This is a genomic window from Rhodococcus sp. HNM0569 (assembly GCF_012726205.1).
Lineage (GTDB): Bacteria > Actinomycetota > Actinomycetes > Mycobacteriales > Mycobacteriaceae > Rhodococcus_F.
Window position 1 is genome coordinate 82,832 of record NZ_JAASAE010000003.1, and the last position, 15,936, is coordinate 98,767.

General features: G+C 68.4%; 17 protein-coding genes and 1 pseudogene. 2 read left to right on the forward strand and 16 right to left on the reverse strand.

Annotated features, from left to right (window positions below; genetic code table 11):
• Nucleotides 1-17 precede the first annotated feature (17 nt).
• From HCA44_RS05075 to HCA44_RS05115, 9 genes and pseudogenes are all read right to left on the reverse strand, one after another.
• Nucleotides 18-629 (reverse strand): glyoxalase, encoded by a 612-nt coding sequence (locus HCA44_RS05075; protein ID WP_169647448.1) that lies wholly within the window; start codon nt 627-629, stop codon nt 18-20.
• Between the two features lies 1 nt (nt 630).
• Nucleotides 631-1,041, reverse strand: a complete 411-nt coding sequence (locus HCA44_RS05080) for a VOC family protein (RefSeq protein ID WP_169647449.1) — start codon at nt 1,039-1,041, stop codon at nt 631-633.
• Nucleotides 1,042-1,051: 10 nt separating this feature from the next.
• Nucleotides 1,052-1,486, reverse strand: coding sequence for a helix-turn-helix transcriptional regulator (locus HCA44_RS05085; protein WP_169647450.1), 435 nt, complete (start codon nt 1,484-1,486; stop codon nt 1,052-1,054).
• 343 nt (nt 1,487-1,829) lie between these two features.
• The gene (locus HCA44_RS05090) at nt 1,830-2,000 is read right to left on the reverse strand and encodes a hypothetical protein (RefSeq protein ID WP_169647451.1); all 171 of its coding nucleotides are present in this window, start codon (nt 1,998-2,000) and stop codon (nt 1,830-1,832) included.
• A 34-nt stretch (nt 2,001-2,034) separates the two neighbouring features.
• Entirely contained in the window at nt 2,035-2,763 is a 729-nt protein-coding gene (locus tag HCA44_RS05095) for a hypothetical protein (RefSeq protein ID WP_169647452.1), read from the reverse strand.
• Nucleotides 2,764-3,218: 455 nt separating this feature from the next.
• Nucleotides 3,219-3,351: pseudogene (locus HCA44_RS20925) on the reverse strand (IS5/IS1182 family transposase); the annotation flags it as partial.
• A gap of 191 nt (nt 3,352-3,542) precedes the next feature.
• Entirely contained in the window at nt 3,543-3,965 is a 423-nt protein-coding gene (locus HCA44_RS05105; protein WP_169647454.1) for a hypothetical protein, read from the reverse strand.
• Nucleotides 3,966-4,029: 64 nt separating this feature from the next.
• A complete protein-coding gene (locus HCA44_RS05110) occupies nt 4,030-6,738 on the reverse strand; it encodes a molybdopterin cofactor-binding domain-containing protein (RefSeq protein WP_169647455.1) in 2,709 nt (902 codons plus the stop codon).
• A complete protein-coding gene (locus HCA44_RS05115) occupies nt 6,735-7,547 on the reverse strand; it encodes an FAD binding domain-containing protein (protein WP_169647456.1) in 813 nt (270 codons plus the stop codon). The genes HCA44_RS05110 and HCA44_RS05115 overlap by 4 nt, the downstream gene beginning before the upstream one ends.
• Between HCA44_RS05115 and HCA44_RS05120 the strand changes: the two genes are divergently transcribed.
• Nucleotides 7,546-8,676 carry an FAD-dependent oxidoreductase gene (locus HCA44_RS05120; protein WP_169647457.1) on the forward strand — a complete coding sequence of 377 codons (1,131 nt, stop codon included), beginning with the start codon at nt 7,546-7,548 and terminating at the stop codon, nt 8,674-8,676. The genes HCA44_RS05115 and HCA44_RS05120 overlap by 2 nt on opposite strands.
• A gap of 29 nt (nt 8,677-8,705) precedes the next feature.
• On the opposite strand, the gene HCA44_RS05125 is transcribed toward HCA44_RS05120, so the two are convergent.
• From HCA44_RS05125 to HCA44_RS05155, 7 genes are all read right to left on the reverse strand, one after another.
• Nucleotides 8,706-8,963, reverse strand: coding sequence for a hypothetical protein (locus HCA44_RS05125; protein WP_169647458.1), 258 nt, complete (start codon nt 8,961-8,963; stop codon nt 8,706-8,708).
• A gap of 98 nt (nt 8,964-9,061) precedes the next feature.
• A complete protein-coding gene (locus HCA44_RS05130; protein WP_169647459.1) occupies nt 9,062-9,331 on the reverse strand; it encodes a hypothetical protein in 270 nt (89 codons plus the stop codon).
• 108 nt (nt 9,332-9,439) lie between these two features.
• A complete protein-coding gene (locus HCA44_RS05135) occupies nt 9,440-10,810 on the reverse strand; it encodes an 8-oxoguanine deaminase (RefSeq protein WP_169647460.1) in 1,371 nt (456 codons plus the stop codon).
• Nucleotides 10,807-11,724 (reverse strand): factor-independent urate hydroxylase, encoded by a 918-nt coding sequence (pucL, locus tag HCA44_RS05140; protein ID WP_169647461.1) that lies wholly within the window; start codon nt 11,722-11,724, stop codon nt 10,807-10,809. Before pucL ends, HCA44_RS05135 begins: the two co-directional genes overlap by 4 nt.
• Nucleotide 11,725: 1 nt before the next feature.
• The gene (gene uraH, locus HCA44_RS05145) at nt 11,726-12,055 is read right to left on the reverse strand and encodes a hydroxyisourate hydrolase (RefSeq protein WP_169647462.1); all 330 of its coding nucleotides are present in this window, start codon (nt 12,053-12,055) and stop codon (nt 11,726-11,728) included.
• A 169-nt stretch (nt 12,056-12,224) separates the two neighbouring features.
• Nucleotides 12,225-12,953, reverse strand: a complete 729-nt coding sequence (locus HCA44_RS05150) for an aspartate/glutamate racemase family protein (protein WP_169647463.1) — start codon at nt 12,951-12,953, stop codon at nt 12,225-12,227.
• Between the two features lie 3 nt (nt 12,954-12,956).
• Entirely contained in the window at nt 12,957-14,456 is a 1,500-nt protein-coding gene (locus tag HCA44_RS05155; protein WP_169647464.1) for an NCS1 family nucleobase:cation symporter-1, read from the reverse strand.
• Between the two features lie 358 nt (nt 14,457-14,814).
• Here HCA44_RS05155 and HCA44_RS05160 point away from each other — a divergent pair, with 358 nt between their 5' ends.
• Complete coding sequence (locus HCA44_RS05160) at nt 14,815-15,921, forward strand: cytochrome P450 (RefSeq protein WP_206037749.1); 1,107 nt, start codon at nt 14,815-14,817, stop codon at nt 15,919-15,921.
• Nucleotides 15,922-15,936 lie beyond the last annotated feature (15 nt).

Below are 15,936 nucleotides of genomic sequence, written 5' to 3' on the forward strand. Positions count from 1 at the left end.
CATCGGTTGTCCCTTCGTCACGGAGTGCCCCAGGCGAATCCGTCCGGATCGGTGAATTCTCCGGCGCCGGATTCGATCGTGATGCGGTGTGCCCCCGATCCCTCGGCGGACACGCCCGCGTTCTTGGCCAGCGCGCGTCGCCCGTTGAGGGCCAGGGTGATGCCGTCCGGTGAGCCGGCGAACTGAACGTACTTGCGGCCGAAGCTCTTTTCCACTTCGAGGCCGTGCTCGACGTAGAACTGCTTGCTCGCCTTGACGTCCGCCACGCCGAGCAGCAACACGAGCTCGTCGAACGTGCGCGTCGCCGGGCCGCTGTTCTTCTTCGACGAGCTGGCGATCGTCCAGATCGCGCCGTCCGGTGCGGCGAACGCACCCCCGTAGCCCCACAGGCTCTTCTGCGGCGCCTTCAGCACCGCGGCGCCGCCCGCCGTCGCGGCGTCGACGTACAGGTCGACGATATTCGGCTGGGACACCACCAGCGAGAGCGTGTACCCGCGGAACCCACTCGACGGCTCGTTGCCTGCGCGGACCCCGATACGGGGCCCGACCCCGAGTTCGCGGTAGAACTGCGTGGCGGTGTCGGGGTCGGCCGCGTCCAGGATCACCGACGACACATTCGTGGCGCCCATGTCAACGCACCTCGTTGATGCGCAGGAGGTTGCCCGCGGGATCGCGGACGGCGCAGTCGCGGATGCCGTACGGCTGGTCGATCGGTTCCTGCACGATCTCGGCGCCGCCGGACTCGAGCTTTTCGAAGGTCGCGGTGAGGTCCGGGGTCGCGAGGGTGAGGATCGCGTAGGTGCCCTTGGCCATCATCTCGGTGACGGTGCGCCTCTCGTCCTCGGTGACGCCCGGGTCGGCGGCAGGCGGATGCAGCACGAGGGACACCCCGGGCTGATCCGGATGGCCGACGGTGATCCAGTACATGTCGTTGTAGCCGACCTCCTTGCGGACCTCGAAGCCGAGCAGGTCGCGGTAGAACGCGAGTGTCGCATCGCGGTCGAGGTGGGGGAGGAAGGCGTTGTGAATGGTGATGTCCATGGCGATCACGCTATGCGCGCGGCCCCTGCGAAACTTCTCGATTCCTGACCGGTCTCGTGACCTGTTTCGAGACGCACGACGGCATGCCGTCGGTCTGCGTTGCCGCACGCCGGTACGCCCGCGGCGAAACCCCGACGAGCTCGGTGAACCGGGTGCTGAAGGTGCCGAGCGACGAGCACCCGACGGTGAAGCACACGTCGGTGACGCTGAGGTCGCCGCGCCGCAGCAGCGCCATGGCCCTCTCGATGCGCCGGGTCATGAGGTAGGCGTAGGGCGATTCTCCGTACGCGGCGCGGAACTGCCGGCTCAGGTGCCCGGCCGACATGTGGACTCCACGCGCGAGCGCCTCGACGTCGAGCGGCTGCGCGTACTCCCGGTCTATCCGATCGCGCACGCGGCGCAGGCGGGCGAGGTCGTCGAGGCGCGGCGAGCTGCTGGTCGTCACGGCTCCGATCCTGCCACGTGTACCGGACACGGTCAGTGAGAAGAACCGTTCCGACGGCAGGTCACTTCAGTCAGACTACCGTCCTCGCGCTGTGACCTGCATCAACTCGTGGTCCGACTACTTTCTGACGCATCACCCGCGATCCGGACAGATTTCGCTGGTTCTCGCGTACCCGGAGTTCGGGATTCCGCCGTCCGGGGCAACGTTCTCGTCCGTGTCAACGAGTTGAGTGGGCAGCGGCGGCCGCTTCTTCGTAGCGATTTCGGGGTGTAGTGCTCGCCCGCGACTGCGGTGTCCTGCGCACTGGTCGGTCTCGCATCGAGGCTTGTGAGCGCTGAGACGTTCAATCCTTGCCGGAGCCTGAGCCAAGGATCGCGGCAAGCAGGGCGCCGGCCAGTAGGAGGAGCACGATGCGCGAACTGCGCTCGTCGCTACTCAAGTCGGCCCACGTCAGCGCTTGCGCGATGACCGCGATCAGGTAGAGGCCGATCGCCGCACTCGAGTATCGGTTCATGAATGTCCCTGTTCAGCGAGGTGGTTTCGTCGGCCTAGAACGAGATGTAGGTCGGCGAGTTGCTCTTCTGTAGCGTTGAGGGAGCGCCACCGTAGCTGATCGACAGGCCGCCGAGGAACGATGCCGACACGCTGAGGACGCTCCCCCCGTCCTGATTGTGCTCGTATGCGAACTGTGCACCGAAGGGTTGTGCGTCGCATCCGAGCTTCCGTGTGACAGTGGCGCTCATGTGGCCGTGGTCGACGTTCAGTTGGAAACCGTCGACCGCGTCACGCAGGCCTGTAATCGGCGCTCCGCTGATGCCGCCGTCCTTGAGGTACATCGTGGAATCGGTGGTGCGGGTGCCGTCGTAGTAGTAGGAGTTGTATGTCGTCGACGTCATGGCCAGGCAGCTCGAAGACCAGTCGAACATGATCGAAGCGAAATCGTCGGGTTCGGAGCCGTTGACGTAATCGTCACGGAAGTCCCATGTCCCCATGTATGTTGCGGCGCGGCCAGCCGTCGGCAGCCAGTAGCCAACGACACCGAAGGCATCGATCGGTACCGCGGAGGGCTCGATTGTGCCCGGCGGGAGCGTCTTCTGATTGCTGAGCATATCCGCGGTGGCAGCATCGACGGGGCCATCGACATTCGAGACGGAGAACTGGATCGAAGTCCCGAACTCCTTCTCGGCCAACGCGTTGATACCCACAAAGTCACGTGGGTTCTGCTCTGCGTACTCGACGACCGCATTCGCCGGTTCCGCGACAGCTGGCGGCGTCAACAGGGCTGTCAGTCCTAGCGGCAGTGAAGGTCGCCACCGCGAGTGTAGTGCGCTTCAGCATGCAAACCCTTCTAACATCCTGAGAATGAACGGGATCAACGCAGCGGCTGGACCGGAATCCTCCACTTGATCCGAGTCAACCAGACGAAATGGGCACTACGTGATATTTGCGCATACAGGCGCGTCGTTGGCGGGCGGTCGTCCAGCTATCCGCCGTCAGGGCCAGGCGAGATGCCCTGGCTGACTCGATATTGGCTGGAACTGCGGCGTCCGGGCCGTTAGGCCGTGTTTCGAAGGCCCGGAACGCGTATTCACTGGTTGATCGCCGCGATGCGGACCGTGGCGGTATAGCGGACGGATTGCTTGTCGTATCACGTTGCGGCAGCCCGTTTCTGCTCGAGCAGTTTGATTCCGGAATCGGCGGCGTGGCGTTGCTTGTAGTGCTCGGCATCTCAGGCAAGGGATCGGCCGCCAGCGCTACCCTTCTTCTGTCGGTTGGCGGCCTGGTCGCTCTTGATCGGGATCGTCGCCCGGACACCGCGACGGCGGGTAGGCGCGATCGGCAGCGCTGCTGTACGCACGATCGGAGACCCAACGGGTGATCATCAGGTTCGGTGTCGAGGCCGCCGAGTCTCTGGACGTGCCCGCCGCCGTCGCGTCGGGCACCGGATGCCGTCGATCAACTGGCGTTTCGTCCATTTCGGCGGCCGGGCCGCTGGGTAGCACGATCCCGAGGTAGACCCTGCCGATGTGGGCGGCCTTGGCGAGGTGGCTGACGTTCACGCGGTCACCGAGCGGCGAGTGGTGTGGTCGAGCGTCCCGTGCGACGAGGTCGAATGCGATACCGGTGGTGTATCGACGCAGGCGGACGAGTTCGAACCGGGTCGTGTATTCGGTGTCGAAAACGAACTGAATGGGGCCGGCTGTTTCGTGAATGGGGACTCGCGCCGTGGTGGCTTGCGGAATGCTGGTACGTCGCGGCGTTGCGCCCGGCGCGGCTGCTCGCGGGCGTGGCGGTCGGCGAGCCGCGCGAGGTGTGCGGCGTCCTCGGGCGAGGGTTCTCCGATCGTCGCCCAGTAGATCCGGCGGACCCCGGGATCGTCAGGGTTCATCGGTTCCTCGGTCCACGGCATGTCTTCGATGATGGCACCGCGATGGTATGTGCGCGCAGCGCCGTCTGGACAGCTGCTGCGGGTGAGCACCAGGGAGATTCACTCCTTGCGTGATGTCACCTACGGGAGCGCTCACTCGCACATCGTTGCGTGGCTACCTGCCGCTCGCCAGCGTCTGCCAGATCTTGGCGGGCGTCATCGGCAGGCTGCGTAGGCGGAGACCGGTGGCGTCGGCGATCGCGTTCGCGAGGGCGGGAGCAACCGGGTTGTACGGAGCCTCGCTCATCGACTTCGCGCCGTGCGGGCCCAGCTCGTCGTAGGTGTCGGCGAAATACACCTCGGTGTCGGGCACGTCGGACAGTTGCGGCACGTGGTAGCCGCGCAGCTGCGGGTTGACGACGGTCCCCGCCCCGTCGAGCAGGATCTCCTCGTACAGCGCAGACCCGATCGCCTGCGCGACACCGCCCTCGATCTGGCCACGGCACTGCTGCGGGTTGAGCACCGTGCCCGCGTCGGCAGTCTGGATCGACTGGAGGATGCGCACCTCCCCGGTCGTCGTGTCGACAGCGACCCGGAATGCCTGGACGTTGAAAGCCACCGAGCGTGGGCTGCCGCCGTTGTCGCCGTCGCCGCGCAGTGGGCCCCCGGCGGTGAGTTCCGCGAACGACACCGTCCTGTCGCCGACGCGGACGCCGTCCTCCACGACCCGCGCCGTGTCGTCGGGGTCGCTCGTCACGAGCCGTGCGGCGGCGACCATCTGGTCCGCGAGCCGCCGCGCCGCGGCGAGCACCGCCTTACCCGCCACCACAGTGCCCGCCGACCCGAACGCCCCGGTGTCGTGTCCCGTGACGTCGGTGTCGGACTGCAGGATCGTGACGTTGTCGACCGTCGTGCCGAGCGCCGACGCCGCGAGCTGCGCGTGCACCGTCGTCGTGCCGTTGCCGAATTCGGCGGTGCCGACGCGCACCTCGTAGCGGCCGTCGGAGGTGAGCGTGCACGACGCGTCGGCGAAATGCCCACGCGGGGGCACCGTCGCGATCATCGACGCCGCCATCCCCTCGCCGACGCGCCAAGCAGGACCGTCCGGCACCGGCGCGCGGTTGCCACGCCGCAGTGCCTTCTCGGCGAGATCGAGACACTGATCGAGGCCGTAGCTGCCGAAAGTGAGGTCGCCGTGCTGGATCTCGGCGTCCACGAAATCGTCGCCCGGGACCACCACATTGCGGCGGCGCAGCTCGAACGGGTCGATCCCGAGTTCGCGCGCGAGCTCGTCGAGGGCCGACTCGATCGCGAAGATCACCTGGCCGAGGCCGTAGCCGCGAAACGCGCCCGACGGCAGGTTGTTGGTGTAGACGGCGCGTGCATCGACCTTCTTCGCCGCACACCGGTACAGCGCCACCGACTCGCCGCACGCGTGAAACATGACGCCCGGCGAGTGGTTGCCGTACGCGCCCGCGTCCGACAGCACGTCGATCGCGAGGGCGGTGAGAACCCCGTCGGGGCGGGCACCGACGCGTATGGCGACCCGCATCGGGTGCCGGCACGGCGCGACGGTGAACTGGTCCGATCGTGTGAACTCGTACTGCACGGGCCGGCCCGTGCGCAGCGCCGCGAGCGCGGCGACGTCCTCGACGAGCATCTCCTGCTTCGCACCGAACCCGCCGCCGACGCGTCGCGCGAACACCCGCACGCTGTCGCGATCCCGGCCGAACACGTGCGCGAGTTCGTCGCGCACGAGGAACGGCACCTGCGTACTCGACCGGACTGTGAAGCGCCCGTCGTCGACCCACGCGATGGCACTGTGCGTCTCGAGATGCACGTGTTGCACGCGCGCCGTCTGCCACACACCGTCGACGACGGCACCGTCGGCGCGTGCGGCAGCGAGCCCGGCCTCGACATCGCCGACGGTGCCGTGCAGTTCGGCGACGAGGTTGCGAGAAGGATCCGCGATGCGGGCGCTCGCAGGTTTGTCGCCGTGCAGCTGCGGCGCCCCCGGGGCGAGGGCCTCGTCCGGGTCGAATACCGCTGGCAGCGGCTCGTATTCGACGACGAGCAACGCGAGGGCACGGCGTGCCTGGTCGAGAGTGTCGGCGACGACGGCCGCGACGCGCTGACCGCGGAAGCGGAGCGTGCTGTCGAAGACGACGGTGTCGTCGGGGTCGTCGCTGCGGTCCTCGTGCCTCGCCGTCGAGAAGTGCACGTCCGGGCTGTCGCGGTAGGTGAGCACGGCGTGCACGCCGTCGGCGGCTTCTGCGGCGGTGGTGTCGATCGACACGATACGGGCGTGCGCGTGCGGACTCGGCAGCACCGCGACGTGCAGCAGCCCCGGCATCGTCGTGTCGAGCGTGTACGGCTCGGTGCCGGTGACGACCCGTTCGGTCGCGGGCGGCGGAACCGACCGCCCGCACGACGCGCCCGCCGCATCGTCGTCGAGCGTCGCGGTGCCCGCGATCGCGTCCCGGATCGACCGGTAACCCGTACAGCGGCAGAGGTTTCCGGCAAGCGCACCGGGCAGGTCGGACCGCTGAGCATCGCTGAGCGCCGACGCCGTGACGACCATGCCCGCCGTGCAGAATCCGCATTGGAAGCTGCCCGCCTCGGCGAACGCGCGTTGCGTCGGGTCGAGGTCGCCCGGCGTGCCGAGTCCGGACGCCGTGGTGACCCGGGCGCCGTCGGCGCGGTGTGCGGGCACGACGCACGAGTGCACCGGGCGGTCGTCCAGCAGGACGCTGCACGCACCGCAGTCGCCCGCGTCGCACCCCTTCTTGACCGCGAAGGTGCCCTGCTCGCGGAGGTACGTCCGCAGGCACTGGCCCGGCCGTGCGGGTGCGTCGACGGCGCGACCGTCCACCGTGAGTTTCATTGCACATCACCGCTTTCGAGCTGTCCGCGCACCTGTTCGGCCAGAACGCCCGTCACGTGGCGGCGCCAGTCCGGCGTGCCGTGCGGATCGAGGAGCCACCCGCGCGCCGGCAGTGCGTCGGCGAGTTCGCGTGCCGACGGCACGCGATCGAAGTGCACGACGTGCGGGCGCACCGTTGCCGCGCTCACGGTGAGCGTCAGACCGTCCGTGCCCCGGCGGCCGAGCACGAGCGCGCCCGACCGGCCGCGCGCCGAGTATGCGATCTTGCGTGCCGCGACGACCGCGCGCAGCGCCGCGTCGGGGATCCTGATCGACCGCACGATCTCGCCGGGCGCAAGCGTGTTGGTTCCGTCGCCGGTCACGAATGTGCTTGCCGGCTCGGTGCGTTCGCCGCCGTCCGGCTGCCAGATCGTGAGCTCGCCGTCCAGCGCGCACATCGCCGCGGTGATCGCGCCTGCGGGCAGACTCGACGCGAGGTTGCCGCCCACGGTCGCGGTGTGCCAGATCTTCCACGACGCCACGAGCGCGTCGGCGCATCGGCGGAACAGCGGCGTCGCGGTCCACTCGGTCGGGTAGGTTGCCGTGACGAGCTGTTCGATCGTGCACGTGGCGGCGATGTCGAGGCCGTCCGCGGTGACGGTCAGCGCGGGCCAGCCGAAGCCGGCGAGGTCGACGATGCGGCGCACGTGGGGCTGCGGTTGCGAGTACAGCCACGTGCCGCCCGCGAGATAGGCGGTGTCGGGGGCAGGCGCGGGCAACTCCGCGCGGGTGCGGGGGAGGACGAGTGCGTCGACGAACGACAGATCCATGGGGTGTCCTGCAGGGAGTGCGGGCGGCGGGGGACGGGCGAAGCGCTGGCTTCGCCTAGTTTCCGTGGGCGATGCAGCCTTGCGGCCATGCATCGCTCCCGAGCGCGACACGGCGGTGGACGGTCATGATGGGCAGAAGTGTCGCACACGGCCGGGGCGCACGCGCGCCGAAAACTCGAGGAAGGGGAGTGCAGTGGCAGCGGTGACGGTGATCGGTGCGGGCGTCGTCGGACTGTCGGTGGCGCACGAGTTCGCGGACGCGGGCCACGACGTCACGGTGGTGCACGCGCCGCCGGATCCGCTCGACGCGTCGCCGCTCGCGGGCGCGGTGTGGTTCCCGTACGGCGTCGGCCTCGATCCCGACACGCTTGCGTGGTCGCAGCGCACGCGAGCGCGCCTCGAAGAACTCGCGGACGTCCCCGGCACGGGTGTCGTCTGCAGGCGTGGCACGTATGTCGAGCGCGTACCCGACGCCGACCGCTCGTGGTGCATCGACCTGCCCGGCTACACGGAGGTCGCGGCGGGCAATCTGCCGTCGGGGGCGCGCAGCGCCTTCCAAGCCGTGCTGCCGGTGGTCGACATGCCGCGCTATCTCGCGTGGTTGCGCGAGCGGTGCGTCGGCAGAGGCGTCGGCTTCCGGGTCGAGCGACTCGATGCCGAATCGGTGGCAGCGCTCCGCGGTCCCGTCGTGGTGGCGGCCGGGTTGCGCTCGGCGGCACTGGTATCCGACGACTCACCGCCGTTTCCGACGCGCGGGCAGGTGGTGCGCGTCCGCAATGCCGGCCTCACCGACTGGTACATCGACGAGCACCACCCGGACGGCATGGTGTACGTGATCCCGAGGCTCGACGACGTCGTGTGCGGCGGCACGGCCGACGAAGGGGACTGGAACACCGACGTCGACCCCGCCGCCGAGCACGCGATCCTCGACCGCGCCGCGAAAGTCGTCCCGGCGGTGGCCGGACTGCCGATCGTCTCGCGCGGCGCCGGTGCTCGCCCGTCGCGCGACGGTATCCGGCTCGGCCGGGTCGGTGACGACGTCTACGCGTGTTATGGGCACGGCGGCGCCGGAGTGTCGCTGTCGTGGGGCAGCGCCGAGGCGATCGTGCGACTCGTCCTCCGTGGGTGAACCCTCGGAGCACGCGAGTGGTCGACGCGTCAGGCCGCGATGGGGAAGCCCGCGCGGCGCAGGAAGTCGTGGATGTCCGTGTCGGCGGGTGTGCGGCCTGCGCGCTGCTCGCGCAGTACGAACTCGTAGACACGGAGTGCGCCCGCGGCGGCGGCGACGGGCGATGACGTCGATTCCGTGATGAGTGCCTCGGCCGTGTCGGCGCCCTCCATCGCCCGCTTGAGGTGCGAGTCGGTGAGGTGCGCGTCCTCGGCGCTTGTCGTCGGTTCTGATGCGGTTGCCTGCATAACAAATCTATAACACAGGGGTTCGAGGCCGACATACGGAACATGCCGATCGGGACCGGTCGGTTTTCTTCTTGGTGGATTTCTTCCGACCGGGCGGATCAGGAGTGAGTCAGAGACGCGTGCACAGCGACGAGCGCGGTCGGCAGATGAGTCAGGATTTCCTCGACGGCGATACCGTCGGCGCGCTGCGCGAGGATCGTGCCGTCGATCGTCGCGAGCGCGTATCGGGACAGCGTCGAGATCGCCGGATCGTCGGGAGCGAGGTCGAACATCGCGGCGCCGACGTGTCCCAGTAGGTCGAGCGCCGTCGCGCGCACACGGCGCACCACCGCCAGTGCTTCCTCCGCGGCGTCGGTGGGCGGATGCATCGGGACACCGGGCCACGCAGCCGCACCCCGAATGGGCAGACGCACTCCGACTCGCTCGGCAATTCCGAGTGCTTCTGCAGAAATCGAGTGCGTCTGCGGGGCCGCCCGTCACCCGGCCTTGGCGACGAGCCGGTCGTGGGCGCAGGCGACGTCGGTGGCCACCGCGTCCTCGTCGACGGTGACGACGCGATCACCGTCGACGACGGTGCGACCGTCCACGATCAGACGCTCGAGAGGCGGGGTGCCGCCCAGGACGAGTGCGGCGACGGGGTCGGCGATATCCGCGTGGGCGAGCCCGTCGACGCGCCACAGCGCGAGGTCGGCGAGCTTGCCTGGCTCGATCGACCCGAGCTCGCCCGCGCGGCCGAGTACGCGCGCACCGCCGATCGTCGCGAGTTCGAGGGCGGTGCGGACCGTCATCGCGCGAGGTCCGCCGCGTGCCCGCGCGAACAGGGTCGCGTGGTGCGCTTCGTCGCGCAGGCTGCACGCCTCGTTGCTCGCGGCGCCGTCGACGCCCAGGCCCAGTGACACGCCCGCGGCATGCAGGTCGGCTGCGCGCGCGATGCCCGCGCCGAGACGCGCGTTCGACGTCGGGCAGTGCGCCGCACCGGTTCCCGTCGTCGCCAGGACGTCGATCGCGCTGTCGTCGAGGTGTACGGCGTGCGCGAACCACACGTCCGGGCCCGTCCAGCCGACGCTCTCCATGTACTCGATCGGCGTGCATCCGAACCGATCGAGGCAGTACTGCTCCTCGTCGAGGGTTTCGGCAAGATGTGTGTGCAGGCGAACGTCTTTCGCGCGTGCAAGCGACGCCGCTTCGCGCAACAGGTCGGTTGTGACGGAGAACGGCGAGCACGGCGCGACACCGATCCGCAGCATCGAGTCGGGGGACGGATCGTGCCAGCGGTCGACGACGTCGGCGGTGCCGCGCAGCGCGTCGTCGAGTGTCTCGACGACCGAGTCCGGTGGCAGCCCGCCGCGGCTGTGCCCCAGATCCATCGACCCGCGCGTCGGATGGAACCGTAGACCCACTGCGCGTGCGGCGTCGATCTCGGCGGCGAACACATCGCCTCCGCCGCGGGGCACGACGTAATGGTGGTCGGTGGTGAGGGTGCATCCGGTGCGGGCGAGCCACGCCAGTCCGCCGGTCGCGGCGACGCGCACGGAGTCCTCGTCGATGCCGGCCCACACGGGGTAGAGGGTTGTGAGCCACTCGAACAGCGTCGAATCGGCGGCGAGTCCGCGCGTGATCCATTGGTACAGATGGTGATGCGTGTTCACGAGGCCGGGGGTCAGCAGGCAGCCCCGGCCGTCGACCACCTCGTGTCCACCGCTTATCCGGGCGTCCTCGGAACGCGGTGCCTGGCCCGCGCCCACCGCGACGATGCGATTGCCGTCGAGCACGACGTGGCCGTTCGGATACTCGGTGCCCGCGGCGTCCATCGTCGCGATGTACGCACCCTCGACGACGATGCTCATGCGAGCCAGCCGGTGAACGGATCCCACGCAGGCCCCGCGTCGGGTGCGTCGCTGCGAGCGACGGTCGCCTGGATCAGGCCGTACGGTCGATCGTCGGCGTGGTAGACCTCGCGCTCGTTCGTGACGCCGAACCGGCCCAGGTCGTAGTCGACGTGGTGTTTGTTGGGGGCCGACAGTCGCATCTCCGCGATGAACGGAAAGCGTTCGAGTACGGCTTTGCCGATCTCGAACAGAGTCTGCTGCAATGCGAACGAATGTACTGTCGCGAATGTTGCAGTGGCCGTGTCCCGGACCGCGTGATAGGTCTCGTTCCAGTCGATGCCGATCGTGTCCGTGTAGCGCCACCGCGCGACGAGCGAGGTCGCCATCACGCGGTCGCGCGTGGGCTGCAAGGTCGTGTACTCGTCCTCGAGGAAGCCGTGGAACTCGCTGCCCGTGGACTTGAGGATCACGAGATCGTCGAACCCGCCGAGTACCCACGCACCGCGGGCGTCGACCGTGACGGCCGCGGTGCGGGTCTCCTGTCCCCGCCGCACCCAGGTGTGATCGTGTGCCGAGCCGCCGACGTACACGCGCTCCCAGGCGTACTCCTGCACGTCGACGCGGGCACCGGTCACCGGGGCGACGCCGTCGACGAAGTGCCGAGCGAGCGCCAGCCCGTACTCCTCGATGGACGACACCCCCACTTCCTTCGCGTACGCGAAGGCGGTGTTCTTCTGCGAATCGGTGGGCAGGACTTTGCTCTGGTCGCCTGCGAGATAGGCGTCTGCGAAATCGCCTCGCAGACAGGTCGACACGTTGAGATCGCGGATCTCGTGGCGCGGCGAGTCGCGCACGATCCGCACGACGCGATTTTCGGCCTTGCCGTACTGGTGTCCCGCGAGCACGATCTGGCCGGTCAACTCACGTGCCACGTCAGCTCCCTCGGTAGGTGGTGTAGGCGAACGGCGACAACAGGATCGGCACGTGGTATCCGCGGCCGGATCCGTCGACCCGGAAGACGACGACGACCTCGGGGTAGAAGTGTTCCCGGCCCTGCGCCGAGAAGAACCCGCCCGAGTCGAACACCAGTCGGTAGGTGCCTTCGGTGAGAGGGTCCGCGACGAACGATCCGATGCGCCCGTCGTCGTCGGTGCGATGCGTCGCGAGCGCGGCACCCGTGGAGTCCTCGAGGCGCACCGTGACCCCCACCGCAGGCCCGCCGAGCGTCGCGTCCAGGACGTGAGTGCTGAGTGTGGTCGACATCGTGAGGTGATTCCTCCTGTTGCGGGCGATCTTCCGGGCGCGGGCACCGCGCATTCGCGGGCGCGAACACTCCACCCGGTGGTCACGATGTCACACACCGTGCATCGAGCGCGCAGAATGTGACATTGCGACCGACCAGGTGTGGATCGAGGGTGGGTGGAGCGAGTGGTCACCGTGCGAACTGCTCCAGCATGCCGGTGTACGCCTTGCTCGGCGGCGGCGCGAACTCGCCGCGACTCCCGGTGCGCAGACCCTGCGTCACGAGGGACTGCACCGTGAGAGTCGCGGCCGCGACGCCGTCGACGACGGGCACGCCGATGTCGGCGGAGATGCGGCGGCACATGTCCGCCATGCCCGCGCAGCCCAGCACGATCGCGTCCGAGTCGTCGACCTCGACCGCGTCACGGCATGCCGCGGTGACCAGTGCGAGGGCGCGCGGATCGGTGTCGAGATCGAGTACCGGAATCTCACACGCGTGCACGCCGCGGCAGAACCGCAGGGTGCCGTACCGCTCCGCGAGGTCCCAGGCCCGTCCGCGCGTGCGGGCGAGTGTCGTCACGACACTGAATCCGCGGCCGAGATGGCATGCCGTGCGCATCGCCGCTTCGGCGATGCCGACGACGGGCCCGGACGCGAGCTCGCGCGCGGCGTCGAGGCCAGGGTCGCCGAAACATGCGATGACGTAGCCGTCCACGGATTCGGCTTCGCCGCGCGCGATCTCGGCCAGCAGGCCGGGTACCGCGAGCGCTTCGTCGTAGTGACTCTCGATCGACGTCGGGCCCGTCGTGGGCGTGACCGCGTCGACGACGGTGCCGTCGGCGGCGACGGTGCGCGCGCAGTCGGCGATCGCCGTGGTCATCGACTCGGTGGTGTTCGGGTTGATCAGCCGGATGTGCAACGCTCAGGCTCCTGCGACGACGGAGCGCTCGCGCGTCGTGAGTGCGAGGTAGGCCACTGCGGCGACGCCGACACCGATGAACCACGAGTACTGGGCGGCGCCGGTCATGCCCCACACGTGCACACCGAACGGGTTGCCCTGCAGCACTACCGGTATCACTGCGAACAGGGCCCCGGAGACGGTCGCGGCGACCGCGGCGGGGTGATAGCCCCTTCGGTACCAGTAGCGTCCGTTCTCGGACATCGTGAACAGGTCGTCGACGTCGACGTGCTGGCGCCGGACGAGATAGTAGTCGGCGATGAGGACCCCGAACAGCGGGCCGATGAACGCGCCGAGAGTTTCGAGCGTGTAGTGGATGACCTCCGGATTGTTGTACAGATTCCACGGTGTGATGAGCACCGATGCGATCGCGGCGATCATGCCGCCCATCCGCCAGCTGATCTTCTGCGGTGCGACGTGCGAGAAGTCGAATGCGGGCGAGACGAAGTTGGCGACGATGTTGATGCCGATGGTCGCGACGATGAAGGTGAGCAGTCCGAGCGCCACCGCGAACACGCTGTCCATCTCGGCGACCGTCTCGACCGGGTCGGTGATGAGCCGGCCGTACACGGGCAGGGTGGCCGAAGCCGTGACGACGGTGAGGATCGAGAAGAACAAGAAGTTGACCGGCAGACCGAGGAAGTTTCCACGCTCGACCGCGGAGTAGGTGCGGCCGTAGCGGGAGAAGTCACCGAAGTTGAGCATCGGCCCGGAGAAGTACGACACGACGAGCGCGATCGCCCCGAGAACGACGGGGAGTGCGCTCCACCCGGTGTGGTCGACGCTGCCGAGGGTCAGGCTCACGTTCGACCATCCGGCCTTGCCGATCAGGTATACGGCGAGCACGAGCATCACGACGTACACCGCGGGACCGCAGAAGTCGATGAACTTGCGGATCGAATCCATGCCACGCCAGAACACGAGCGCCTGCAGCACCCACATCGCGAGGAATCCGGCCCACCCGAGGGCCGACAGACCCAGGAAGCCGTGCTGGTCGACGTCGGCGTACGGGGCGAGCGAGGGCCACAGTTTCAGGCCGAGCACGACGAATGCGTGCGACGCGAGATAGGTCTGTATCCCGTACCACGCGACGGCGATGACACCGCGGATGATCGCGGGAATGTTGGCCCCGAGGACACCGAACGACGCGCGGCAGATGACCGGATAGGGCACGCCGGTGAGCTGGCTGGGTTTCGCGACGAGGTTGGCGAAGACATTGACGATCACGATGCCGACGACGAGTGCGACGAGTACCTGCCAGCTGGTGAGCCCGAGAGCGAACAGGCTGCCTGCTGTGACGTAGCCGCCGACGCTGTGCACGTCGGACATCCAGAACGCGAAAATGTTGTACGACGACCAGTTCTGGTTCTTCAGCGGCGCGAGGTCGTCGTTGGTCAGTCGCGGGTGGTAGTCGGCACGTGCGTCGATCGCGGAATCGTCCGGCGACGGGAGGGTGTCGGTCATCGTGGGGCTCCTGTCGCGGTGTCGGGCCGGGTTCCGATCGGGATACGCGCGAAGCTATGGCTCGGATGTTGCCGGTGTGCTGCCTCGGCGTGTAGATCGTGTTGCCGCATGCGGAGAAAACTGGTATCAGTCGGTTGACTTAAAAGTCGCCGCAGCGTTGACTACGGCTCGTGGACCGACGCAGCCCAGCAGCACCGACCGACTGCCGACCGCAAGTCGTGGGAAGGACGCGCGCGTGACCGATGCAGCAGCCCGGGAGTCCTCGACCTCCGTATTCGACTATCCGTTGAAGTCGCCTGAGGCGCTGAAGCCTTCGCCCGAATGGCAACGACTGCGCCGGGAATGCCCGATTGCGCACGTGACCCTGCCCAGCGGCGACGGCGCGGCATTGCTCAGCCGCTACGACGACGTGCGCACCGCGCTGTCCGACCCCCGCTTCAGTCGCGAGGCCCTGACCCGCCCGGACGCCGCGCGGGTGACCGCGGGCGACGCCGGCGCGTTCGACAATTCGACCGCGCGCACGCTCAACGCGCAGGGACACGAACGCTGGCGGCGCATGGTCGGGAAGTGGTTCACCGCCAAGCGGATGACGGCGCTGCGCCCCGACATCGAGGCGATGACGGACCGACTCGTCGACGGGATGATCGAGCGCGGCAGGCCTGCAGATCTGGTGAGCGATCTGGCATTTCCGTTGCCGGTCTATGTCATCTGCCGCATGCTGGGTGTCCCGGAAGCCGACCGCGACGAGTTCAAGGCGTGGTCCGACATCACGCTGAACACGACTCGCTACAGTGCCGCGGAAATGGACGCCGCGCACGAGGAGTTCGCGGCCTACATGACGCGCTTGATCGACGCCAGGCGGGAGGCGCCCGGCGACGACCTGCTGAGCCTGCTCATGACCGGCGCCGGCGGCACCGAGGAACCGATGCCGAACGACGCGCTGATCGCGACCGGTCAGGCGTTGCTGCTGGCCGGACACGAGACGACGGCAGGCTATCTCGCGCTGATGGTCGCGCACCTGCTGTCCGAGCGCAGCCGTTGGCAGCGGTTGGTCGAGGACCCGGCCCTCGTGCGCCTCGCCGTCGAGGAGAGCCTGCGTTTCGATCCCAACGGTGCGAACTTCGGCATGCTGCGCTACGTGCTCGAGGACACCGAGCTGTCCGGCGGCGTCCTGTCCGCGGGCACGACGGTCGTGTGCAGTATGGCGTCGGCCAATCGCGACACGGGCACGTGGGCCGATGCCGACGAGATGAACGTCGGTCGTACCCCCAACGCGCACCTCACCTTCGGTGCGGGACCGCACTCGTGCCTCGGACAGCCCCTGGCGCGCACCGAACTGCAGACAGCTCTCACAGTGCTGCTGCGGCGGTTGCCGACTCTCGACCTCGCCGTCGAACCGTCGGAGCTGCGTGCGCACGAAGGACTGCTCACCGCCCCGTTGCGCGAGTTGCCGGTCACGTGGTGAACGCGGCAGGAAAGA